General features: G+C 68.7%; 21 protein-coding genes. 15 read left to right on the plus strand and 6 right to left on the minus strand.

The genetic code is table 11. From position 1 onward, the window contains the following. Positions 1–98: 98 nt before the first annotated feature. Positions 99–1,058: a Gfo/Idh/MocA family protein gene (locus ACLJO0_RS06290; RefSeq protein WP_410576986.1), complete on the minus strand. Its 960-nt coding sequence runs from the start codon at positions 1,056–1,058 to the stop codon at positions 99–101. Further along, positions 1,055–2,161: a DegT/DnrJ/EryC1/StrS family aminotransferase gene (locus ACLJO0_RS06295; protein WP_410576987.1), complete on the minus strand. Its 1,107-nt coding sequence runs from the start codon at positions 2,159–2,161 to the stop codon at positions 1,055–1,057. Before ACLJO0_RS06295 ends, ACLJO0_RS06290 begins: the two co-directional genes overlap by 4 nt. Before the next feature lie 157 nt (positions 2,162–2,318). On the opposite strand from ACLJO0_RS06295, the gene ACLJO0_RS06300 reads away from it, so the two are divergent. From ACLJO0_RS06300 to ACLJO0_RS06330, 7 genes are read left to right on the plus strand one after another with little or no spacing between them, the layout of a single operon-like run. Beyond that, a complete protein-coding gene (locus tag ACLJO0_RS06300; protein WP_410576988.1) occupies positions 2,319–3,044 on the plus strand; it encodes a UDP-N-acetylglucosamine acyltransferase in 726 nt (241 codons plus the stop codon). A 16-nt stretch (positions 3,045–3,060) separates the two neighbouring features. Next, positions 3,061–3,303 (plus strand): acyl carrier protein, encoded by a 243-nt coding sequence (locus tag ACLJO0_RS06305; RefSeq protein WP_410576989.1) that lies wholly within the window; start codon positions 3,061–3,063, stop codon positions 3,301–3,303. Next, complete coding sequence (locus ACLJO0_RS06310; RefSeq protein WP_410576990.1) at positions 3,303–4,028, plus strand: SDR family NAD(P)-dependent oxidoreductase; 726 nt, start codon at positions 3,303–3,305, stop codon at positions 4,026–4,028. The genes ACLJO0_RS06305 and ACLJO0_RS06310 overlap by 1 nt, the downstream gene beginning before the upstream one ends. Beyond that, a complete protein-coding gene (locus ACLJO0_RS06315; RefSeq protein WP_410576991.1) occupies positions 4,028–5,425 on the plus strand; it encodes an AMP-binding protein in 1,398 nt (465 codons plus the stop codon). Before ACLJO0_RS06310 ends, ACLJO0_RS06315 begins: the two co-directional genes overlap by 1 nt. Next, positions 5,422–6,474 carry an acyl-protein synthetase gene (locus tag ACLJO0_RS06320; protein WP_410576992.1) on the plus strand — a complete coding sequence of 351 codons (1,053 nt, stop codon included), beginning with the start codon at positions 5,422–5,424 and terminating at the stop codon, positions 6,472–6,474. Before ACLJO0_RS06315 ends, ACLJO0_RS06320 begins: the two co-directional genes overlap by 4 nt. Then, positions 6,471–7,712: an acyl-CoA reductase gene (locus ACLJO0_RS06325; RefSeq protein WP_410576993.1), complete on the plus strand. Its 1,242-nt coding sequence runs from the start codon at positions 6,471–6,473 to the stop codon at positions 7,710–7,712. Before ACLJO0_RS06320 ends, ACLJO0_RS06325 begins: the two co-directional genes overlap by 4 nt. 35 nt (positions 7,713–7,747) lie before the next feature. Then, complete coding sequence (locus ACLJO0_RS06330) at positions 7,748–8,716, plus strand: lysylphosphatidylglycerol synthase transmembrane domain-containing protein (protein WP_410576994.1); 969 nt, start codon at positions 7,748–7,750, stop codon at positions 8,714–8,716. Positions 8,717–8,741: 25 nt separating this feature from the next. On the opposite strand, the gene ACLJO0_RS06335 is transcribed toward ACLJO0_RS06330, so the two are convergent. Beyond that, positions 8,742–9,068: a hypothetical protein gene (locus tag ACLJO0_RS06335; RefSeq protein WP_410576995.1), complete on the minus strand. Its 327-nt coding sequence runs from the start codon at positions 9,066–9,068 to the stop codon at positions 8,742–8,744. A gap of 117 nt (positions 9,069–9,185) precedes the next feature. After that, positions 9,186–11,123: a DUF6541 family protein gene (locus ACLJO0_RS06340; protein ID WP_410576996.1), complete on the minus strand. Its 1,938-nt coding sequence runs from the start codon at positions 11,121–11,123 to the stop codon at positions 9,186–9,188. A 262-nt stretch (positions 11,124–11,385) separates the two neighbouring features. Between ACLJO0_RS06340 and ACLJO0_RS06345 the strand changes: the two genes are divergently transcribed. Genes ACLJO0_RS06345 through ACLJO0_RS06355 form a run of 3 tightly spaced genes read left to right on the plus strand, consistent with a single transcriptional unit; the run spans position 11,386 to position 15,220 of the window. Further along, entirely contained in the window at positions 11,386–12,990 is a 1,605-nt protein-coding gene (locus ACLJO0_RS06345; protein ID WP_410576997.1) for a hypothetical protein, read from the plus strand. Beyond that, positions 12,987–14,432 carry a hypothetical protein gene (locus ACLJO0_RS06350; RefSeq protein WP_410576998.1) on the plus strand — a complete coding sequence of 482 codons (1,446 nt, stop codon included), beginning with the start codon at positions 12,987–12,989 and terminating at the stop codon, positions 14,430–14,432. Before ACLJO0_RS06345 ends, ACLJO0_RS06350 begins: the two co-directional genes overlap by 4 nt. Positions 14,433–14,485: 53 nt before the next feature. Then, positions 14,486–15,220: a lysophospholipid acyltransferase family protein gene (locus ACLJO0_RS06355; protein ID WP_410576999.1), complete on the plus strand. Its 735-nt coding sequence runs from the start codon at positions 14,486–14,488 to the stop codon at positions 15,218–15,220. 17 nt (positions 15,221–15,237) lie between these two features. On the opposite strand, the gene ACLJO0_RS06360 is transcribed toward ACLJO0_RS06355, so the two are convergent. Beyond that, positions 15,238–16,038, minus strand: coding sequence for an HAD family hydrolase (locus ACLJO0_RS06360; RefSeq protein ID WP_410578177.1), 801 nt, complete (start codon positions 16,036–16,038; stop codon positions 15,238–15,240). A gap of 82 nt (positions 16,039–16,120) precedes the next feature. Between ACLJO0_RS06360 and ACLJO0_RS06365 the strand changes: the two genes are divergently transcribed. Next, entirely contained in the window at positions 16,121–17,014 is an 894-nt protein-coding gene (locus ACLJO0_RS06365; RefSeq protein ID WP_410577000.1) for an LLM class flavin-dependent oxidoreductase, read from the plus strand. Positions 17,015–17,292: 278 nt separating this feature from the next. On the opposite strand, the gene ACLJO0_RS06370 is transcribed toward ACLJO0_RS06365, so the two are convergent. Then, entirely contained in the window at positions 17,293–19,314 is a 2,022-nt protein-coding gene (locus ACLJO0_RS06370) for a DUF6541 family protein (protein ID WP_410577001.1), read from the minus strand. An 81-nt stretch (positions 19,315–19,395) separates the two neighbouring features. Between ACLJO0_RS06370 and glf the strand changes: the two genes are divergently transcribed. The 4 genes from glf to ACLJO0_RS06390 all read left to right on the plus strand — a co-directional run bounded on the left by glf (position 19,396) and on the right by ACLJO0_RS06390 (position 22,577). After that, positions 19,396–20,622 (plus strand): UDP-galactopyranose mutase, encoded by a 1,227-nt coding sequence (glf, locus tag ACLJO0_RS06375; protein WP_410577002.1) that lies wholly within the window; start codon positions 19,396–19,398, stop codon positions 20,620–20,622. Further along, positions 20,615–21,130, plus strand: a complete 516-nt coding sequence (locus ACLJO0_RS06380; protein ID WP_005149609.1) for a phosphatase PAP2 family protein — start codon at positions 20,615–20,617, stop codon at positions 21,128–21,130. The genes glf and ACLJO0_RS06380 overlap by 8 nt, the downstream gene beginning before the upstream one ends. Further along, entirely contained in the window at positions 21,127–22,086 is a 960-nt protein-coding gene (locus ACLJO0_RS06385) for a decaprenyl-phosphate phosphoribosyltransferase (protein ID WP_410577003.1), read from the plus strand. Before ACLJO0_RS06380 ends, ACLJO0_RS06385 begins: the two co-directional genes overlap by 4 nt. Positions 22,087–22,184: 98 nt before the next feature. Further along, entirely contained in the window at positions 22,185–22,577 is a 393-nt protein-coding gene (locus ACLJO0_RS06390; RefSeq protein ID WP_410577004.1) for a hypothetical protein, read from the plus strand. Position 22,578 lies beyond the last annotated feature (1 nt).

The raw sequence follows: 22,578 nt of genomic DNA on the forward strand, positions 1-22,578 counted from the left end.
GGACCCGTCGATCGTCCTCTTCTGGTTCGACGGCGCTCAGGTGGAGTCGGCGGGAGTGCTGACCCCGCTCGTCGCCTACGACGCGAAGGGCCAGCGCCTCACCAAATAACGCAATTCGGCACCTGGTCGACAACGGCGTGCGAAGGCAGGATCAGGTCCCGCTCGGTGTCGGCGTCGATCTTGCCTTCGAGCAGGTCGACGAACCGGTCCAGCTGGGTCGCGAGGGGTTCGCGCGCGGTGACCAGTTCCGGGATCTCGATGACGGTCTGCTGCCGGTAGCCGAGGCCGTCCTCGGTGACCGAGTCGTGCGAGACGTGCCGGTAGATGGTGACGTCGCGGCGGAGCAGGTCGATCTCGATCATGCGGTCCAGTTCGGACACCCAGAGCGAGCGGACCTTGCGCTGGCCGAGGCGCGACGCGGAGACCGTGGCGAGCCCGGACTCGAACGACAGCACCGTCTCGATGGTGTCTTCGGCGCCTTCGACCGAGTTCGGGTGGAAGTAGCCGGCACCGGAGGCGACCCGCTGCGGGGTCGCGCCGCCGAAGAACTGGATCGCCAGGTCGACGTCGTGCACCAGCAGGTCCCACGCGACACCGGTCTTGATGCGCGGCGCGTACGGGCCGTGGCGGCGGGCCATCAGGTGGATCGGCTCGTTGACCAGCGCCCGCGCGGTCATCACGGCCGGGTTGTAGCGCTCCAGGAGCCCGCACATCAGCGGGACGTCCTTCTTCGCCGAAAGCCCGACGATCTCCTGGGAGAACTCGAAGCTGTTGCACACCGGCTTCTCGACCAGCATCGGCTTGCCCTGGCCCAGGATCTCCTGCGCCAGCTCGTAATGCGCCTCGGTCGCCGAAGCGAGCACGACGGCGTCCACATCGGACAGTGAGCCGATTTCGGGCGTCCACTGGGTTTCGTAGCGTTCGGCGACCTTGCGGCCCGCCTCTTCGCGCGGGTCGATCACGCGGACGAGGTCCACGCGCTCGTTCGCGGCGAGGACACGGGCGTGCAGCGAACCCATGTTCCCGGTGCCGATGAGGGCGATCTTGTGCGTGGTCATGCGCCGAGTACCTCGCGAACCGTTTCGATGATGGTGTCCAGGTCGGACTCGGAAAGGTGCGGGTGCACCGGCAGGGAAAGCGCCTGCGCGGCGACGGAAGCGGCCACCGGGAAGTCCTCGACCTTCGCGTCGGGGATCAGCGGGTTGTCCCGGTAGCAGTCGTAGTCGAAGACGATCTTCGGGTAGTAGATCCCGTTGCCGATACCGCGCTCGGTGAGGGCGGCGGCGAGTTCGTCACGCGAAAGGAAGGCGTGCGGGCCGACCAGCACGGTGTACTGGTGCCACACGTGCTCGCGGCCCGGCAGGACCTGCGGGAGGTCGAGACCCGGGGTGCCGGCGAGGCCGTCGGTGAGGCGCTTCGCGTTGGCCTGGCGCGCGGCGGTGAGCTGGTCGAGCTTCTCCAGCTGCGGGATGCCGACGGCGGCGTGCAGGTCGGTCATCCGGTAGTTGTGCCCGGCGACCTCGTACTGGTACCGGGCGCGCATGCCCTGGTTGCGCAGCACACGCAACGCGTCGGCCAGCTTGTCGTCGTCCGTGGTGATCACGCCGCCCTCGGCGGTGGTGACGTTCTTGGTGGCGTACAAGGAGAAGCAGCCGATCCCGAAGGAGCCGGACGGCTTGCCCTGGAACGACGCGCCGACGGCCTGCGCGGAGTCCTCGATGACCTTGAGACCGTGCTCGGCGGCCAGCGGCGCGAGCTTGCCCATGTCCGCGGTCTGCCCGTAGAGGTGCACGGGCATCAGGACCTTGGTGCGGTCGGTGATCGCGGCGGCGACGGCGTCCGGGTCGATCGCGAAGTCGTCGCGCCGGATGTCGGCGAAGCGGACGGTCGCGCCGGCTTCCAGGATCGCGTTCAGCGTCGCCACGAAGGTGAACGGCGAGGTGACGACCTCGTCGCCCGGCTGAAGGTCGAGCGCCTGGATGGCGGCGACCAGCGCGGTGGTGCCGTTGTTGACGGCGATCGCGTGCTTCGTGCCGGAAACGCTCGCGAACGCGTCCTCGAAGCGCTTGACCATCGGTCCCTGTGCGATGGCGCCGGATCGCAGCACCTCGACGACGAGGTCCTCCGCGTCACGGACGTCGACCACGGTAATGGGGATCATCTGCAAGTCTCTCTCGACTGGGCGTTCTGGTGCGTCCGGTACAGTGAGCCGCCGGTTCTGCGCCCGGCCGCCCTCTCTGGCGCGGGCCACACGTTACCGGGACCGCCGAAGCGCCCATTACCCCAGGCTGCCTCCAGCCACAACGAACGGAACTCACGTGGTGAACCGCATCCACCCGACAGCAGTCATCGGCGAGGGTGTCGAGCTCGGTGAAGACAACGTCATCGGACCGTTCACCGTCATCGTGGGCCCCACGCGGATCGGGGACGGCAACTGGATCGGTCCGCACGTCACCATCGGGACCCCCGGCGAGGACCGCGGCCGCGAGCATCCCGCCGCCTGGGAAACCGCACCGAACGGTGATCCCGATCACGACGGCCACGGCGTCGTCATCGGCAGCCGCAACCGGATCCGCGAGTACGTGAGCGTCCACCAGGGCACCTGGCGCACCACCACCATCGGCGACGGCGGCTACTTCCTTCGCGGCTCCCACATCGCCCACGACTGCATCGTCGAAGACGCCGTCACGGTCGCTTCGAACGTCATCACCGGCGGCCACTGCCACATCTGGTCCGGGGCGAACCTGGGCATGGGCGCGATCCTGCACCAGCGGGTCGTCGTCGGCCCCGGCGCGATGGTCGGGATGAGCTCCGCGGTCCGCAAGGAGGTGGGCGCGTTCACCATCGCCGTGGGCAACCCCGCTCGGGTGACCGGCGTCAACACCGTGGGCCTGTCTCGCCGAGGCCTGGACGAGGCGGCCATCGAGGCGCTGGGACCGTGGCTGAAGGGTAAGGCCGGTCTCCCTGAGGACGGGCTGGCCGACCGGCTGCCCGGCGACCTCTCTACCTTGGTGAAGGCGTGGGACGCCCGTCCGCGCGAGTGACACTAGGAGTCTGAAGATGGCGGAAGTCGCCGGCAAGCTGCGTGAGGTCTTCGTCGAGGCGCTGGATCTAGACGTCGACAGTGTTGACATTGAAAACCTGAAGTACCGCGACATCGAGGCGTGGGACTCGGTCGGTCACATGGCGCTCGTCGCGGCCATCGAGGACGAGTTCGATGTGGAATTCGACACCGACCAGGTGATCGACATGTCCAGCTTCAAGGTCGCCGTCGACATGGTGACCGACCTCCAGTCCAAGTGATGCTGGAAGGCAGGATCGCCCTGGTCACCGGGGGTACCCGGGGCATCGGGCTGGCCACCGCGCGGGCGCTCGCCGAGGCGGGCGCCACCGTCGTCCTGACCGGCCGCGACGAGTCGAAGGCCAAGGAAGCGGCGGCCGCGGCGGGGGCCGCGAGCGGGCTCGCCCTGGACGTCACCGACGCCAAGGCCGTGTCGACGCTGGTCCGCGGGGTGGCCAAGGAGCACGGCAAGCTCGACATCGTGGTCGCCAACGCCGGGATCATGGAGGACGCGCTCCTCGGCATGATCCGCGAGGAACTGGTCGACACCACGCTGAGCACGAACGTCGCCGGCACGCTGCACACCGTCCAGGCCGCGGCCAGGGCGATGATGCGCAAGAAGACCGGATCGATCGTGGTGCTGGCTTCGATCGTCGGCGAGCACGGAAGCGCCGGTCAGACGGTGTACGCGGCCTCGAAGGCGGCGGTGGCGAACATCGCGCGTTCGGCCGCGAAGGAGCTCGGCCGGTCCGGGATCCGGGTCAACGCGGTGGCGCCCGGCGTCATCGACACCGACCTGACCTCGGGTCTCACCGAAGACGCCAAGGCCGAGAACATCGGCAAGACCCCGCTCGGGCGGCTCGGCACGCCCGAAGACGTGGCGAACGCGATCCGGTTCCTCGTCAGTGATGACGCCTCGTTCATCACCGGGCAGGTGCTGGGCATCGATGGAGGATTAGTTCTCTGATGACCCTTTTGGGTGTGGGTGCACGACTGATCGACGTCACCAGCGGCAAAACGCTCGCGGGCGAGGAACTCGACGCCGAGGTCACCCGCGTGGGTGCCGCGTTGTCGGAGCTGCCGCCGGGCGCGCTGTTCGCGCGGATGTCGGTGGACCTCGAAAGCGTGCTGAACTACCTCGGCGCGTTCGAGGCCGGCCGTGCGATCGCGCTGATCGACCCGGCGCTGGACGCCGACGTGCTGGCGGGGCTCATCGAGCGGTTCCGCCCGGCCGCCGTGCTGTCCGCGCCGGACGCGCCCGCACCCGAGGGTTACGGCGTTTCCGACGGGCACTGGGTCCGGAAATCCGCCGAGGGCGTCGAGCCGCATCCCCACCTGGCGGTTCTGCTTCCGACCAGCGGTTCCACCGGCAACCCGAAGCTGGTCCGGCTCGCGCGCAATGCTGTCTACGCGAACGCCGACGCGATCGCCGAGGTGCTCGGCATCGACCGCGACGAGGTCGCGCCGACCAGCCTCCCGCTGCACTACAGCTACGGCCTGTCCGTGCTGAACTCGCATCTCGTCCGCGGCGCGACCGTGGTCATCGAGCCCTCGGGCGTGCTCGGGCGCGGGTTCTGGGACGCGGTCAACGAGCACAAGGTGACTTCGCTCGCCGGGGTCCCGTACCACTACGAGATGTTGCGGCGACTCAAGTTCGACCCGGCGAAGTACCCGACGCTGCGCACGCTGACCCAGGCTGGCGGCAAACTCCGCGACGAGCTCGTCGCCCAGTTCAACGACAAGATCCGCGAGGTCGGCGGACGGATGTTCGTGATGTACGGGCAGACCGAGGCCGCCCCGCGGATGACCACCGTCCCGGCGGAACGGCTCGCGGAGAAGCTCGGCTCGGCCGGGCCCGCGCTGCCCGGCGGCGCGTTCGCGATCCGGCGCGAGGACGGTTCCGAGACCAAGCATCCGAAGATCGTCGGCGAGGTCGTCTACCGCGGGCCCAACGTGATGATGGGCTACGCCGACGACGAAGCCGGGCTGGCCGCGGGCGACGAGTACGGCGGCGTGCTGGCCACCGGCGACCTCGGCTACCTCGACGAGGACGGGTTCCTCTACATCACCGGACGCCTCAAGCGGATCGGCAAGGTCTTCGGCAACCGGGTCAGCCTGGATGATCTCGAGCACGCCGTGCGTTCTGCCTCGGTGGGGATCGACGTCGTCGCCGCCGTCCCGGCCGGGGACAAGGTCGTCCTGTTCGCGGAAGGGGCTGACAAAGATATGTGCAAGGACGCCGCGAAGGCGCTGTCCGAGCGGCTCCACCTGCACACCAGCGGATTCGACGTCCGCGCATGCGACACCGTGCCGCTGCTGGCCAGCGGCAAGATCGACTACCGGTCGCTGGAGGCCCAGGTATGAGCGTCTTTACGTTGTCTCAGGCCGAGCGCGAGAAGCACCTGCTTCCGCAGCTCGCCGAGCTCACCGCGCACCACCGCGAGAACTCCGAAGGGTACGAGCGCATCCTTTCGTCACTCGGCATCGCGCGGGACGCGGAGTTCGCCTCCATCGCGGACCTGCCGTGGCTGCCGGTGCGGATGTTCAAGACGCACGACCTGCGCAGCATCCCCGAGTCCGAGATCTTCAAGACGCTGACGTCTTCTGGCACCACTGGCGCGGGCGCGTCCCGGATCTACCTGGACAAGGCCGCGGCCGGTGCGCAGACCAAGCAGCTCGGCGCCACCCTTCAGGAGGTTCTCGGCGGCGAGCGGCTGCCGATGCTGATGGTCGACACCATCGGCATCATCAAGAACCGCCGCTCGTTCTCCGCCCGCGGCGCGGGCGTGCTGGGCATGGCCAACTTCGGCCGCAAGCACACCTACGTGCTCGACGAGAACGACCAGCCGGACGTCGAGGCGGTCAAGACCTTCCTCGCGACCTACGGCGACAAGCCGTTCCTCATCTTCGGCTTCACCTTCATGGTGTGGCAGTACCTGTACGAGGTCGCGCGCGAGCACAAGCTGGATCTGTCCAACGGAATCCTGATCCACTCCGGCGGCTGGAAGAAGCTGATCGACCGCGCGGTCGACAACACCGAGTTCCGCCGTCGCTTCAAAGAGGACACCGGGCTCGCCCGGATCCACAACTACTACGGGATGATCGAGCAGATCGGCACCGTGTTCCTCGAAGGTCCGTCCGGGAACTCGTTGTACTGCCCCGATTTCGCGGACGTCGTGATCCGGAACCCGGAGACCTGGGAAGAACAGCCGGTCGGCGAACCCGGCGTGATCGAGGTCATCAGCACGCTGCCGCACTCGTACCCTGGCCACGTCCTGCTCACCGAAGACCTCGGTGTCTACAACGGAATCGACGACGGCGACTGGCCTGGCAAGCACTTCTCGGTCATGGGCAGGCTGCCCAAGGCCGAGGCCCGCGGCTGCTCGGACACCTTCCAGGGAGCGGCGGCATGACTCTCGATCAGCGTTTCCCGCTATCGGACCCGATCGAGGTCTCCTCGCTGGTCGAGGAACTGCGTGCCGAGCCCGTCGGCGGGCGGTTGCGCGTCGGTGACCCGCGGGTCGTCGAGTTCCTGACGAAGTTCGCGCGCAAGCTGCTCGCGCCCGCGACCGCACGTCGGTTCCCGGAGCTGGCGTCGCTCGGTTTCTTCCTACGCAAGGGAGAGATCGCCAAGGCACTGTCCACTTTGGAGACTTCCGGCGACGCGCTGCGCTTCCCGCGCGGGCTCGTCTTCCACGTGCCGCCCGCCAACGTCGACACGATCTTCGTGTATTCGTGGGCGCTTTCCGCGCTGGCGGGTAACCACAACGTCGTCCGCGTGTCGTCGCGTTCGGCCGGCGCCGCCGAAACGGTGCTGGAGGCGCTGAACGCCGCACTGTCCGAAGTGGACGCCGACACCGCCGCCGCGATCACCGCGACGCAGCGCATGGTCACCTACGACCGCAGCGACGCGATCAGCGGTGCGCTGTCGGTCGCCGCGGATCTGCGGGTCATCTGGGGCGGCGACGCCTCGGTCGCGGCCCTGCGCAAGTACCCGCTGGCCCCGCACGCGCGCGACCTGACCTTCCCGGACCGGTCGTCGTTCGCGGTCGCGTCGGTGCGCGGCTGGCAGAACGCCTCCGAAGCCGAGCGCCGCGGCGCGGCCGAGGGCTTCTACAACGACTCGTACTGGTTCGACCAGGCCGCCTGTTCGTCGCCGCGCGCGGTGTTCTGGGTCGGCGACGAAGCGGGCGCCCGCGAAGCCGGACAGGAATTCCGGAAGCTGCTCGCCGAGGTGCTGGCGACGAAACAGCACGTCACCGAGCCCGCCATGGCCGTGCAGAAGCGGGTTTCCGCGTACGGCGCGGCCGTCGACGGGCTCGTCAACGGCATCGAGTTCCAGGGCAACGGCATCGCGACGCTCGAACTGGCCGACCCCGCTGTCTTGCCACGCGAATGGCTCGGCGCGGGCACTTTCGCCAACGCGCGGGTCGACACGCTTTCCGACCTCGTCCCGATCGTGCTCCGCAAAGATCAAACCGTCGGTCAATTCGGCTTCACCAAAGAAGAATTGACGGAATTCGTGACGGAATTGGCGGGCCGCGGCGTCGACCGTGTCGTTCCTTTCGGATCGGCCCTGACGTTCTCCGCGATTTGGGACGGCTACGATCTGCTGACCGAGTTCAGCCGCCTGGTGACCGTACAGGCCTGACCTGCGGCGACAGAGGTTTCAGCAGAGGAGGTTCAGTGACGACAGTCGAAACGCCCGAGGAGGAGTCTCCGGTTGCGGTAAAGCAGCCGAAATCCACCAAGGCGAAGATCCTCGACGTCGTCCGCTGGGTCGCGATCCTGCTGGTCGTCGGATTCGCGGCGAAGACCCTGGTCACCAATTGGGGTGAATTCTGGCGCACGCTGTCCGAGGTCGCCTGGGAATCCTCCACGTTGAGCCTGCTCGCGCTCATCGCCGCGATCATGGTGTCGACCTACGGCTGGCAGGTCATGGTCGACGACCTCGGCAAGCCGATCGGCTACGCCCGCGGCGCGCAGATCTGCCTCGTCGGCTCGCTCGGCAAATACGTGCCGGGTTCGGTGTGGGCGTACCTGCTGCAGATGGAACTGGGGCGCAAGGCCGGGCTCGCCAGGGCGCGGATCTTCACCGGCTCGCTGATCCAGCTCGGCGTCGGCGTGGTGTCGGCGCTGGTCGTCTCGCTGCTCGCGGCCCCCGCGGTGTTCAGCAACAGCCCGCGGGCGCTGTGGCTGTTCGTGCTGATCCCGGTCGGCCTGGCGATGCTGCACCCGCGCGTGCTCACCTGGGGCACGTCGCTGGTGCTGCGGATCCTGCGCCGTCCGCCGCTGGACCACCGGCTGAGCTGGTCGGTCGTCGGGAAGGTCTTCGGCTCGTCGACGGCGGCGTGGGCGCTCCAGGGCGTGCACCTGTGGTTGCTGGCGAACTCCGTCGGCACACCCGGTTTCAGCGGTTTCGTGCTGTGTGTCGGCGCGATGGCCGTCGCGATGACCGTCGGGACGTTCGCGTTCATCCTGCCAAGCGGGGTCGGCGTCCGCGAGGTCGCGCAGGTCGCCGTGCTCACCGCGTCGGGTCTCACCGTCGTCCAGGCGACGGCTTTCGCCATCGCTTCGCGGGTCATGTTCACCGTCGCCGACCTGATCACCGCCGGCGCCGCCGCCCTCTCCGCCCGCCTCGTCGACCGCAATTAGTCACCTACTTGCGGTCTTTGCGCATTCAGAGGACGAAACGCGCGAGGGTTTCCCGCGCCGGTACCCAAACCCGGTCGAATTCCGCTCGGGTGATCTCGACGACCTGGTCGGTGTCCTCCCAGTCTCGGACGTCGCCCTCGGCCAGTACGCCGTAGCGATTTTCGTAGGCGGTCATGTCCGCGAGCGTGCCGTGGTCACGGAGGTGCATGACCTCATCAAGAGTCGCGGCCGACACCGGGAGGCGAAGCTCGCCTTGAAGGATCACCTGCCGTCGCGCCCAGCCGTCTTCGTCGATCTCCAGGAAAGTCACGGTGTCGTCGTCGGCCCAGAAATAGCGGATCCACTGCGTCACGGACACAGCATGCACTGAGAGACGCCAAGACCCCCGCAATTAGTCACCTACTTGCGGTCTAGCACCTCGCGCTGGTCGCGCGGGTGACGGCCGCAAGTAGGTGACTAATTGCGGGGGTCAGGGGTTCAGCCGGTAGACGACGGCGTCGGAGTTGCGGTACACCTCGGTCAGGAAGTTCAGCCCGTCCAGATCGCGCAGCCCGGCCTGGCGCGGGGCGCCGGTCGGGTAGCCGTACTGCCCGAGGATCACCCACCGCACGTTCAGCCGCGCCACGGCCGCCCGCACCTGGGCGTTCGACGGGTACTCGCGGAAGTGCCGTTCCAGCAGCCGCGCGTCCGACGGTGCCAGCGTCTCGTCGAAATGCCCGGAAGTCGTGCGGACGCCGGAGAGCGCGTAGGTCCACACCGTCCCGTCCAGCCGGTCGTTCACCGCGCGCTCGCCGGGTTTCGCGAACTCGGCGAGCTTCTCCATCGCGACGACCTCGTCCGGGCTCACCGGCAGTTTGTGCGGGTCGACGCCGGGCGTGTTCGCGTAGCCGGGTGCGACTTTTTCCGCGTTGGACGGCGCGTAGAAACCGTTGCTCAGGAAGGCGAACCCGCCGAAGACCACCACCGCGACGACGAACGCGGGCACCTTGCGGTGTGCCACGTTGTCCCGCAGCCACGCCTGCGACTCGGCGAGGCCGTGCGCCGCGATGATCGACAGCGGGATCGCCGCCATCGACATGAACCGGTACGGGTCGTTCCACCACGGCCGCGACAGCGCCAGCACGAGAGGGTGCTCCGAAGACGTCACCGCGATGTAGGCGAGCCCGGTGAGCAACGCCGTCACGCCGATCCAGCGCAGCGCGCCCGCGCGCGAGAAGAAGATGAAGCCCAGGAACAACGCGACCGAAAGCCAGATCTGCGGGTAGGGCTCGTAGTGCTGGAACCCCAGCAGCGCGCCGAGTGCCGTCGTCGCCCGCCATTCGACCGGCCAGCTGCGGTAGGGCACGTCGCCGCTCGCGAGCCCGATCGCGCCGAACAGTTGCAGCCATGCCACGACGACCGCGACGGCACCGACGATCGCCAGCGCGCGCAGGTCCCGGCCGATCCGCAGCCACCGTTCACCGGGCGCGAGCCAGCGTTGCAGCAGCAGCGGACCGGCGAACAGGATCGCGCCGAACAACGCGGACGAGTGCACGCACAGCAGTCCGACGGCGCTCACCAGCAGCACGAAGCCGGTGTCGGGCGCCGGCCGGTCGAGATATCGCTTCACCGCGACGGCGGCCAGCGGGGTCAACGCGAGGCCGAGCAGGAACGGGAGCAAAGGTCCCCTGCTCATCGATTCGTACAGGCCCATCACCGGCGCGATGGAGACCAGGGCGACGGCGCCCGCGAACACCGCGCGCCCCCGGAACACGCGCACCATCGTGACCAGCGACAACGCCAGCAACGCCGGCAGCAGCGCGGTGTTCGCGTCGAGGGTCAGCGGGATGGTCGCCGGGCTGAGCAGGTACACGACGGACGCGAGCAGGTGGTACGCGTTGGGGTAGAACACCGGTGCCGCGTCGCCGTACCAGTTGACCTCGCCGGTGCCGAACAGGCTCCCGTCCCCGGTTTCGGCGATCTGCCGGACGCCGTTCGCGTGGTACACGGCGTCGAACCCCTGCGGGATGGCGTCCAGTCTGCCCATCCCGCGCACCGCCGCGTACATCCCGACGGCGGCCGCGAGCAGCACGCACGCCCCGACGGCGAGGTGCCCGGCCCGTCCCCACAGCGGTTCCTCCGGCGCGGGCGGCCATTTGCGCACGGTGAGCCGTCGCAGGCCGTACGCGACTCCGGCGAACAAGGCCGTCGCCACCGCGTACGTCACGGGGGTGAACGGGAGTCCCAGCGCGGCCGCCCATGGCCCGGCGAGACCACCGATCGCGTAGCTCAGCAACGGCGTCATCCCCGCGAGCACCCAGCCGCGCAGGCCGGCGGCGAGGCCGGTGAACAGGCCGGGGAGGCCGATGACGAGCAGCGCGACGATCACTGTGAGGACGTCGGCCGACAGGGCGGTGTGGGTGGGCACGGGCTTCCTCGGGGGTGGGGAATCCGCACAGAACCCCCGTGGTGCGGAACGGAATGGGAAGCCAGATTAACGACCGAGGGCCGTTACCCGAAGGAGTCACATCCCGACGGGGAAAACGGCGGAAGGTTGCCTACTTTGTGCACACTTGCTGGACCGTTCGTGTCAATTGACTGCGCCGAAAGAAACACAGGGGCGCGGTGATCGATACTTGACCGTAGTCTTTCGCTAGGGGAGTGGCTCGGCCCGGGAGGGTGGGGATCAGGTGGTGATCGCGCTCGTCGTCGCCTGGTTCGTGGTCGCGCTTTTCGTGATGGTGGCCTGGCCGAAGATCGGCATCGACCGCGGCTGGCGTGCCGCCGCGCTGACGCTCACCCTCGTTTTCTCGCTGCTGCATCAGCTGGTGTTCTCGACCATCGCGGAAGACGCGTACGTCACCTTCCGGTACGCCGAGCACATCGCCGACGGCAATGGCCCGGTGTTCAACACCGGCGAGCGGATCGAGGGTTACGCGAATTTCCTCTGGATGATCCTCATCGCGTTGCCGAAGGCGGCTTTCGGGGCCGATATCGAGACCTCCGCGAGAGTGCTCAGCATCCTCTCCGCCCTCGGCGCCGTCCTGCTCGCGTACGTGACGGTGAACCGGGTGGTCGCGAGGGCCATAGGCGAGCCGCGGCCCGCCTATGGAGTGGCCGCCGCCGTGCTCGTCGCGGGCGCGGGGGGCCTTGCCGCGTACGGCGGATCCGGCACCGAGACGCCGTTGTTCGTACTGCTCGTGTTCGGTGTCTTCGCCTCGCTCGCGGCCCGGCGTCCGGTGGTCGCGGGGGTGCTCGTCGCGTTCGCGATGATGACGCGACCGGCCGGGCTCCTGCTCGCGGTCGTGGCCGGGATCTGGCTGGTCATCGCCGCTTTCCGCGGCCGCTACACCTGGTGGTCGCCGGCGGGCTGGCTGCTCGGCGGGCTGGTCTTCGTCGTGCCGTGGACGGCGTGGCGGGTCACCTACTACGACCACGTCCTGCCGACGTCGGTTCTCGTCCCCATCGACGAACGGTGGTCATCCTCTCACGGTTGGCAGTACTTGTCGGGCTTCTCGGTGGCCCACCAGGGGTTCCTGCTGCTCGGCCTGATCGCGGCGGTGGCGCTGCTCCTGCGCCGCACCGGGAAGACGCCGCACGAGGCCGAGGCCAGGTCGCTGACCTGGCTCATGCTCGTCACAGCCGTCGCGCTCACCGCTTTCGTGGTGTTCTTCGGCGGCGACGCCGCGCCGGCCTGGCGACTGCTGGCGCCGATCCCGCCGCTGCTGTCGGTGGCGGCGGTGTCGGTCTACGGCGTGCTCACCGCGGCCGCGAAACCGACTCCCCGCCCGCGGCTGCCGGTCCAGCGGCTGATGCCCGCCGCCGCGGTGGCGTTGTCCGGGCTCGCGGTGCTGGTCTCGGTGTTCAGCCCGGAAATGCTCGCCCGCGTGCGTGCCTGGCACGACCACGGCGCGCAGATGGAGGAGATCGGCCGCTGGCTCGACGGCTATCTGCCGCCCGGTTCGGTGGTGAGCACGTCCGCGCCCGGTGTGCTGTCGTACCACGCCGGGACGCAACTGCAGATCGTCGGCGTCCGTGGCCAGGCCGAGGAAGCGGGCGAGGCCGTCGTCTCACGGCGGCATCCGACGATCGCCGTCATCACCGACAGCGGTTACTCCGCGAAGCAGTCGTGCGTGATCGACCCGGCGTACGCGGCGAGGTACCGCGTCGCGACCTTCGCGCGTGAAGGAACCTCGTCGTGGCTGACCGTGTTCCTGCGGGCGGACGTCGAGCGGTCGGTCAGATCGGCCCTCGACCGGTCACCCGATTTCCGCCACGTACCGTGCCCTTCGTGAGTGTCGACGAACGCGTTTCCCCTAGCCGACCAGCAGCGCTCGAAGCATCGTCGCGTCTGTTCGGCCTCTCCGTGTTCGCCGCCGCGCTCACCGTGCTGCTGGTTCGTTTCCTCGTGCCGCGGCCGGTCGGGATGGCCGACAACGGCGACGGCTTCCGCGTGCTGTGCGGCGCGGGCATCCCGTGGAAGGGCAAGCCGGAGGGGTTCGTCCACCTCGCCTACACGGTCCCGGCCGGCGAATGTGACGCCACCTATCTCCTGACCCAGAGCTGGTTCGCGCGGATCGCGCGGTCGATCGGCGGCGTGCTCGGCCTCGAATCGACGCTGAGCCTGGTCGTTCTCGGCGTGCTCACCAGCGTCCTCGCCGCCGCGGCGGTCGCGTTGATCGTCGTCGGGCTGCCGTACTCGCGCCGCGTCCGCGGTTTCGCGGCCGTGGGGCTGCTGCTGGTCGTCGCGGACTCCGCGTTCTTCGGTTACTTCGCCTCTGTGCTCGGCGAAGGTGCGGCGTTCGTCGGTCTTCTGCTCGCCGTCGGCGGCTTGCTGGTGGCCGCGAGGCCCGGCTGGTGGCGTTACGCGGGCCTCGCCGTGTTGCTGTTCGGCGGCGTGATCGCGGTCAACGCCAAGGTCCAGACGCTGATGATCCTGCCGTTGCTCGCGCTCGCCGCACTGCTCGTCCGCCCGGCGGGTGTCCGCGGCCTGAAGCGCTGGCTTCCCGTGGTGTTCGTCATCGGCGCGCTCGCCGGAGGTACGGCCTACGCGCAGCAGACCGTCGAACCGGCGAAGCTGCCCGACGGCTCTCTCGCCGCGAGGCCGGGCGACGATTCGCGTGAGATCAACATGTTCAACACGATCTTCCTGACCATTGTGGACGGTCGGCACGACACCCAAGCCGACCTCGCCGCGCTGGGACTGCCCGCCTCGTTCGGCCAGTACGCGGGCAACGGCTGGTGGCATCCGAAGCCCGCGACGCTGGATCCGGAATACCCGAAGTACCGCGAACAGATCAGCCGGCGCAACGTCGTCGAGTACTTCGCGGCACATCCCTTGCGCACCACGGAAATCCTGAATCGCGCGGCGGGCGACCTGCTCACCGCGCGGCCGCCCTACCTCGGCAGCTTCGACCGGTCGGCGGGCTTCGCCCCGGAAACGCAGGAATATCGCGTCCCGATCGTTTCGACCGTGACGAAACTGCTGTCGCCACTGGGTTTCTTCGCGTTGCTGCCGATATGGGCGCTGATCGCGTGGCGCGGCTGGAAGACGCGGCGCGAGGCGCTGGGCGTCACGCTGGGCTTCCTGCTCGCGGTCGCCGTCGGGCAGTTCGCGCTGGCCGCGCTGGGTGACGGCTTGGAGAACGTCAAGCACCAGGTGATCGCGTTGTTCTGCACGGTGCTCGGCGTCGCCCTGGCGCTGGTGACCTTCGCGCGGCGAGAGCGCTCTGAGTGATGTGACCTACGCGACCGTAGGTTGGTTACCCTACGGTAGCGTAACCTGGACCAATGGCTGAGCTCGTTTACCCGCCCGTCATCATGGCGGCGAAGCTGATGTTCCGGGTGCTGGACAACCGCATCCGGGTGGAGGGGACCGAGCACATCCCGTCGACGGGCGGGGCGGTCATCGCCTGCAACCACGTGAGCTACCTCGATTTCATCTTCTGCGGGCTCGGCGCGCAGCCGGCGAAACGCCTGGTCAGGTTCATGGCGAAAAAGGAGATCTTCGCCAACCGAATCGCCGGACCGCTCATGCGCGGGATGCACCACATCTCCGTCGATCGCGGCGCCGGTCTCGCGTCGTATCGGGAAGCCGTCGAGCGCCTGAAGGCCGGCGAAGTCGTCGGCGTGTTCCCCGAAGCCACGATCAGCCGATCGTTCACCGTGAAGGACATCAAGTCCGGCGCCGTCCGGATGGCCGCCGAGGCGGGTGTCCCCGTCGTGCCGATGGCGCTGTGGGGCACGCAGCGGCTGTGGACCAAGGGCCGTCCGAAGGACCTCACGAAGCGCCACGTGCCGATCTCGATCCTCGTCGGCGAGCCCATGCACCCGAAGGCCGACGAGGACGCCGAAGTCCTTTCGAAGGACCTTCGCGTGCGGATGTCCGCCCTCGTGGACCGCGCCCAGGCCGGCTACCCGGCCAAGCCGGACTCCGACGACGAGCGCTGGTGGCTGCCCGCGCACCTCGGCGGCACCGCGCCGACCCCGGAAGAGGCCGCGAAGCTCGACCGCGAAGGCCGCTAGTCCGGCCGCGTGCCGTCCTAGAACCAGCGCTCGAGCACCTGCGCGACGCCGTCCTCCGAGTTCGGCGCGGTCACCTCGTCGGCGACGTCCAGCACGTAACGGTGCCCGTTGGCCATCGCGACGCCGTGCCCGGCCCAGCCGAGCATCTCGACGTCGTTGGGCATGTCACCGAACGCGATCACCCGTTCGGCCGGGACGCCCAGCCGCTGGGCGACCTCGGCCAGCCCGGTCGCCTTCGTGATGCCGTGCGCGGCGACCTCGATGAGCCCGCTGTTGGTCGAGTAGGTGATGTCGACCGAGCCGTCGAGCACCTCGCGCGCCGCCCGCGCCATCTCGTCGGAGCTCATGCCGCGCCTGCTGATCAGGAGTTTGATCGCCGGATGTCCGAGCACCTCGGCCCTCGGCGCCTCCGCGCCCTCGTGGTTTCCCCACGGATTGTGGTAGTCCGGCTCGATCACGAAACTGCGCGTGCCCGGATCCTGCGCTGACTCGCCGACCCGTTCCGCGGCGTACCGGCAGCCGGGAAGAGCGTGATCAAGAGCACTGACGGTGTCGTGCAGCAGCTGGGGTTCGAGGAGGCCGTGGACCGCGACGATCCGGTCCGTCCCGATCTCGTACAGCACCGCGCCGTTCGCGCATACCGCGTACCCGGTCAGGTCCAGCGGGTTCGCGATCGGGGCGATCCATCGCGGCGGGCGGCCGCTGACCAGCACGAACGGCACTCCGTCCTCGGTGACCCGCCGGACGATGTCGATCGTGCGTTCGGACAGGGTCTCCAGCGGACCGAGCAGGGTGCCGTCGACGTCGGAGGCGATCAAGAGGGGTTTGTCCACCGGCGCATTGTCCCCGATGATCCGCCCATCGGGCGAAGTGTCGGTCTGGACCAGTACCTTCCCGGGTGTGCGCGTAGGCATCGTGATCCTTCCGGAAGATCGTTGGTGGGCGGCCGAGCCGAAATGGCGGGCCGCCGAGGAATACGGCTTCGACCACGCTTGGACGTACGACCACCTCGGCTGGCGGAACCTCGTCGACGGCCCGTGGTTCAGTGCGATGCCAACGTTGACGGCGGCCGCGATGGTGACGTCGCGGATCAGACTGGGCACCTTCGTGGCTTCGCCGGTCGCGCGGCACCCAGTGCCGTTCACCCGCGAGCTGACCACCCTCGACGACATCTCCGACGGCCGCTTCATCCTCGGCGTGGGCGCCGGCGTCCCGAACACCAATTACGACGCGACCGTCCTCGACGGCCCCGAGCTGTCGGTCAAGGAGCGCACGGACCGCTTCACCGAGTTCGTCGAAGCGCTCGACGGGCTGCTGATGACCGACGGCTTCGACTTCGAGGGCGAGTACTACCGGGCCAAAGGCGCGCGGAACCTCCCCGGCTGCGTGCAGCGGCCGCGGCTGCCGTTCCTGGTGGCCGCGAACGGCCCGCGCACGATGACGCTCGCCGCGCGGTTCGGCGCGGGCTGGGCCACCACCGGCATCAAGGCGGACACCCAGGACGAGTGGTGGAAGGGCGTCGCGGAACTCGTGAAGACCTTCGACGAGCGGCTCGACGCCGTGGGCAGGGACAAGGCGAGCGTGCAGCGGTTCCTGAGCCTCGACTCGGCGCCGGTGTTCTCCCTGTCCAGCGTGGAGGCGTTCAGCGACGCGGCCGGCCGGGCCGGGGACCTCGGGTTCACCGACATCGTCACGCACTGGCCGCGGTCCGGCGACTACTACGTCGGCCACGAGTCGACGCTCGAAGCGGTCGTCAGCGACGTACTCCCGGTACTCCAGGGAAGAAGCTCTTAGGCCGATCGGGTGACGTTAGCGGGCCGGGTAAACCACTTCCGCCCCATGGTCGTCTGACAGACAAGTACAGCGAGTGGGTGCGACCGCGAACGGTTGCCCCTCATGGGTCACCCCGGGGGTGAATGGGGGACTGAGGCTCGCGTGGTCGCGGCAGGGGCAGTCCGCGACCACGCGAGCCGTTATCTGTGGACCCGCCCGATGCAATGAAAGGTCCTTTCCTCGCAAAATTTGCAAGGAAAGGACCTTTCATTGCACGCGCCGGCCGCGCGAAGCTGCCGTCAGCGCGTCAGCGTGTAGATCGACGCGCCCGCGTTGCCGAAGTCCTTGCGCAGGAAGTTCAGCCCGTCCAGGTCACGCAGCCCCGGCGCCGGCGGCTCGCCGATCTTGATCGGCGTGCTCCCGATCAGCACGTGCTTGATGTTCAGCCGCCTGACCGCCGCCCGCACCTCGGGGTCGGTGTCGTAGTCGCGGAAGTGCAGCGCCAGGTACTTCGCGTCCGGCGGCGGCACGCCCGGGTCGTAGTGCCCGGCGACCGGGTGGATGCCGGTGATCGCGTACAGCCAGGCCGTCCCGTCGAAGCGCTCGTTGAGCACCTTCTCGTCCGGTCCGATGTTCATCTTGGTCAGCTCGTTCATCGCGGCCAGTTCGTCGGCGCTGACCGGCGGCGTGACCTCGCCCTCCGGCCCGTTGTAGTACAGGAACGACACCGCGTGCGCGTTCGACTCGGTGTAGAAGCCCTTGGTCAGCACGGCCGACGCGGCGACGATGAACACGGCGGTCGCCAGCCCGAGCCGGGCGGGCAGGGCGGGCCTGCTCTTGACCCAGGACCGGCCGCTCGCCCACTTGGCGAACCAGCGCTGTAGTTCCGCCATCCCGTGCCCGGCCAGCAGGCAGAGCGGGATCGCGGCGAGCGCCATCAGGCGGTAGCGGTCGTTCCACCACGGCCGCGACAGCGAGATCACCCACGGTTCGGCGCCGAACGAGGCGACCAGCACGAACAGCGCCGAGAAGCCCAGCGCGGCGAGCCCGATCCAGCGCATCCGCCCGAGCCGGAACAGGCTCAGGACGCCGATGACCAGCAACACCGTCAGCCAGACCTGTGGCGCGCTCAGCACCTGCCGGAAGGTCACCAGCAGGCCCAGCGACTTCACCACCGGCAGGTCGGAGCCCCACGCGTAATAAGGGTATGAACCCGAAGTGAATTTCAGGGCGCCGAGGATGTGCGGGGCGGCGAGCAGCGCGCTCCCTGCCATCACCGGCACCATCTTGACGACGTCGCCGCCGATGACGCGCCAGCCGCCGCGGCCTTCCGGCACGCCGTCGAGCCGTTTGTGCCGCAGCGCGCGGTACCAGCGCTGCACCACCAGCGGGAAGGCGAACAGCAGCGCGCCGAACAGTGCCGACGAGTGCGCCGCGAGCAGGCCGACGGCGGTCAGCGCGAGCACGTAGCCGGTGTCGAGGCCGGGCCGCGCGAGGAAGCGGGCCAGCGCGACCACGGCCAGCGGCGTCAGCACGATCCCCAGCGCGAACGGCAGCAACCCGCTGGACACCGATTCGTACGCGCCGGTGGTGGCCGCGGCGGCCACCAGCGCGGTGCAGCCCGCGAACACCGCGCGCCCGCCGAGCTGGCGGATCAGCGCGACCATCGACAGCGCGAAGATCCCGGCGACCGGCATGGTGATGGCGTTCAGCGTGACCGGGATCGTCGTCCCCGAAATCGAGTACACGAGCGAGCCGACCAGGTGATACGCGTTCGGGTAGAACGAGCCGTCCGGGTACCAGTTGACGGTGCCCATGCCGGTCAGCGAGCCGTCGCCGGTCTCGGCGATGTAGCGGATGCCGTTCGCGTGGAACACGGTGTCCCAGCGCTGGAACACCGCCGTCGTGCCGCCGCGGGCGGAGAGCACCACGAGGATCGAGATCCCGATGGCCAGCGCGACGCAGGCGGCGACGGCGTAGTGCGCGCGCGGGTGCCACTTCGTCGGCGGCTCCTCGGCGCCCGGCTTGATCCAGCCGCGTGCCTGGCCCTGCTTTCGGACACACAGCCGCAGGCCGAAGCCCAGTCCGGCGAGCACGGCCGTGACGCCCGCCACGGTCAGCGGGTTGTACGACACACCGGCGAGTGCCAGCCACGGACCGGCCAGTCCGGTTACCGTGTAGGACAGCAGCGGGGCCAGGCCTGCCAGGGCCCAGCCACGCAGGCCCGCGGCCCGGCCGACGAGCCCGCCGGGGATCGCCAGAACGGCCAGGTAGGTCAGGGTCGCACCGAAGTACGACCAGAAGGTGTCCGGAGTAGGCACTGCTTCCTAAATGTATCTGTCGAAGGTGAAAACCGGTGCTCGCTGCAGGGCGCGCTGGCGACGTGCGTACCCTCGACGCCCGTGAGCGCGCACACGAACCCCGACAAGATTACTGAAGCCGATTTCACCGGCTACGACCTCATCGTGGTCGGGTCCGGTTTCTTCGGGTTGACCGTTGCCGAACGGGCCGCGGCCGAGCTCGGCAAGAAGGTCCTCGTGCTGGAGCGGCGCCACCACATCGGTGGCAACGCCTACTCCGAAGCCGAGCCCGAGACCGGGATCGAGGTGCACCGTTACGGTGCGCACCTGTTCCACACCTCGAACAAGCGGGTGTGGGAGTACGTCAACCGCTTCACCGAGTTCACGAACTACCAGCACCGGGTCTTCGCCAAGGTCAAGGACCAGGTCTACTCCTTCCCGATGAACCTGGCGCTGATCAACCAGTTCTTCGGCAAGTCGCACACCCCGGACGAGGCCCGCGAGCTGATCGCCAAGCAGGCGTCGGAGTTCGAGACCGCGAACGCGCAGAACCTCGAAGAGAAGGCGATCTCGCTGGTCGGCCGCCCGCTGTACGAGGCGTTCATCCGCGGCTACACCGCCAAGCAGTGGGAGAACGACCCGAAGAACCTCGGCGCCGACATCATCACCCGGCTCCCGGTCCGCTACACCTTCGACAACCGGTACTTCAACGACGCCTACGAGGGTCTGCCCGTCAACGGCTACACCGCGTGGCTGGAGAAGATGGCCGAGCACGAGAACATCGAGGTCCGGCTGAACGTCGACTACTTCGACGTCCGCGAGCACATCCCGGCCGGCACCCCGACCGTCTACACGGGTCCGCTGGACCGCTACTTCGACTACTCCGCGGGCCGGTTCAGCTGGCGCACGGTGGACTTCGAGTCCGAGGTCGTCGAGACGGGCGATTTCCAGGGCACCTCGGTGGTCAACTACAACGACGAAGAAGTGCCGTACACCCGGATCATCGAGTTCCGGCACTTCCACCCGGAGCGGAAGCACTACCCGAACGACAAGACGGTCGTGTTCCGCGAGTACTCCCGGTTCGCCGGTGAGGCCGACGAGCCGTACTACCCGATCAACACCCCGGACAACCGCGAGAAGCTCGAGGCCTACCGCGAGCTGGCGAAGACCGAGGCCAAGGAGCGCAACGTCCTGTTCGGCGGCCGTCTCGGTACCTACAAGTACCTCGACATGCACATGGCGATCGGCTCCGCGCTGACCGCGTTCGACAACAAGATCGCGCCGCACCTGACCGATGGCGCGCCTCTCGACGGGTCCCTCGATGCTTGAGAAGGGCGCTCCCACCGGCGAGGTGGCGGTTCTCGCGAAGGCGCAGGGTGTCCTGAAGAGCGACATCACGGTGAAGGCGGCACGCGGTCTTTCGCACTTCGGCGAGCACAGCGCGGGATGGTTCGCGCTGGGGCTCGTCGGGGCCGCGGTCGACAAGAAGCGCCGCAAGGACTGGCTGGTCGCGGCGGCAGGCGTCGTCGGCGCCCACGCCGCGTCCATCGCGGTGAAACGCGTGGTCAGGCGGCCGCGACCGGACCACCCGAGCGTCGAGGTCCTGGTCTCCACGCCGAGCAAGCTGAGCTTCCCGTCCTCGCACGCGACCTCCACGACGGCGGCGGCGGTGCTCTACTCCGGATTGACCGGGCGTAACCTGGTCCCGGCCCTGGTACCGCCGATGCTGGCCTCCCGGCTCGTGCTCGGCGTCCATTACCCGACCGACGTTCTGGCCGGAGCGGCCCTTGGGGGCGTAGTCGGCGGCTTGATACGTAGGAAGCTGAAGCGACGATGAGTGAAACGACCGAGAAGGCCGATTCCAAGCCTGACGACGTAGAACCCGTGGCCGGGGCCGCCGAACCGAAGAAGGTCGCCGGCGGTCTCGTCGGCGGCATCATCAAGACGGCACGCCCGCGCCAGTGGGTGAAGAACGTGCTGGTGTTCGCCGCACCGTTCTTCGCCTTTTCGAAGTCGACGGACCGGACCGGCCTGCTGATCGCCGCGCTGATCGCCTTCGCGGCGTTCTCGCTGGTGGCCTCCTCGGTCTACCTCATCAACGACGCGATCGACGTCGAGGCGGACAAGGCCCACCCGACCAAGCGGAACCGGCCGATCGCGGCCGGGATCGTGCCGGTGCCGGTGGCCTTCGTCGCGGCCGGCTTCTTCTTCGCCGCGGGCCTCGGCATCTCGTTCCTCGCCAGCTGGCAGCTCGCGGTCGTGCTCGCGGTCTACGAGGCCGTCCAGCTCGGCTACTGCTTCGGCCTCAAGCACCAGCCGGTGGTCGACCTGGCCATCGTCGGTTCGGGCTTCCTGATGCGGTCGATCGCCGGTGGCGTGGCCGCGGGGATCGCGCTTTCGCAGTGGTTCCTGCTGGTCACCGCGTTCGGCTCGCTGTTCATGGTGGCGGGCAAGCGCTACGCCGAGATCATGCTCTTCGAGCGCACCGGGGCGAAGATCCGTTCTTCGCTCAAGAAGTACTCGGCGAGCTACCTGCGGTTCGTCTGGGCGACGTCCGCGGCGATCCTGATCATGTCGTACTGCCTGTGGGCGTTCGAGATCCGCCAGGTCGAGCACGACTCGGTCTGGGCGGTCGTCTCGATGGTCCCGTTCGTGGTGGCCGTGCTGCGCTACGCCGTCGACGTCGACGGCGGCAACGCGGGCGAGCCGGAGGAGATCGCGCTCAAGGACCGCGTGCTCCAGGTGCTCGGCGCGAGCTGGGTCGTCACGCTGTTCCTGTCGTTCTATCTCTGATTCGACAGCTCGGACACAGCGCATCCACAGGATGCGCACGCATCCTCGGTGATGGGGGCGGGCACTGCGCCCGCCCCCATCGACTCCAGGAGCGAAAGATGAGCGACCCGCAGCGGCCGTCCGAAGACGAAGACAAGACGGTCGAGCAGCCCGCCGTCGGTGACGAGAGCCCGAAGAAGCCCGTTGAGACTCCGGCCGCAGCCCCCACCGGGCCACCGCCCGGCTGGGTGCCCGCACAGCAGGCTTCGCCCGCGAAGGGCGGTTTCCGCCGCTTCGTCGGGCACCGCGCGACGCAGCTGGTGGCGGTCGGCCTCCTTGGCTTCATCCTCGGCGGCGGGATCATCGGCACCGCCGTCGGCGTGGCCTCCCGTGGCGGCGACCGGCCCGGTTTCTCCCGTGAACATCGCGGTCACGACGGGCCCGGCGCGCACCGCGACTTCCGTGACGGTCCCGGTGACCGTGGCTGGCGTGACCAGAACCACGGTGGGTAGA

Source organism: Amycolatopsis sp. lyj-108 (genome assembly GCF_046549005.1).
GTDB lineage: Bacteria > Actinomycetota > Actinomycetes > Mycobacteriales > Pseudonocardiaceae > Amycolatopsis.

Bases quoted from the DNA above. Each gene is read 5' to 3' on its own strand.
- ACLJO0_RS06290 (WP_410576986.1), bottom strand. From the start codon at position 1,058: ATGACCACGCACAAGATCGCCCTCATCGGCACCGGGAACATGGGTTCG.
- ACLJO0_RS06295 (WP_410576987.1), bottom strand. From the start codon at position 2,161: ATGATCCCCATTACCGTGGTCGACGTCCGTGACGCGGAGGACCTCGTC.
- ACLJO0_RS06305 (WP_410576989.1), top strand. From the start codon at position 3,061: ATGGCGGAAGTCGCCGGCAAGCTGCGTGAGGTCTTCGTCGAGGCGCTG.
- ACLJO0_RS06310 (WP_410576990.1), top strand. From the start codon at position 3,303: ATGCTGGAAGGCAGGATCGCCCTGGTCACCGGGGGTACCCGGGGCATC.
- ACLJO0_RS06315 (WP_410576991.1), top strand. From the start codon at position 4,028: ATGACCCTTTTGGGTGTGGGTGCACGACTGATCGACGTCACCAGCGGC.
- ACLJO0_RS06320 (WP_410576992.1), top strand. From the start codon at position 5,422: ATGAGCGTCTTTACGTTGTCTCAGGCCGAGCGCGAGAAGCACCTGCTT.
- ACLJO0_RS06325 (WP_410576993.1), top strand. From the start codon at position 6,471: ATGACTCTCGATCAGCGTTTCCCGCTATCGGACCCGATCGAGGTCTCC.
- ACLJO0_RS06355 (WP_410576999.1), top strand. From the start codon at position 14,486: ATGGCTGAGCTCGTTTACCCGCCCGTCATCATGGCGGCGAAGCTGATG.
- ACLJO0_RS06380 (WP_005149609.1), top strand. From the start codon at position 20,615: ATGCTTGAGAAGGGCGCTCCCACCGGCGAGGTGGCGGTTCTCGCGAAG.
- ACLJO0_RS06385 (WP_410577003.1), top strand. From the start codon at position 21,127: ATGAGTGAAACGACCGAGAAGGCCGATTCCAAGCCTGACGACGTAGAA.
- ACLJO0_RS06390 (WP_410577004.1), top strand. From the start codon at position 22,185: ATGAGCGACCCGCAGCGGCCGTCCGAAGACGAAGACAAGACGGTCGAG.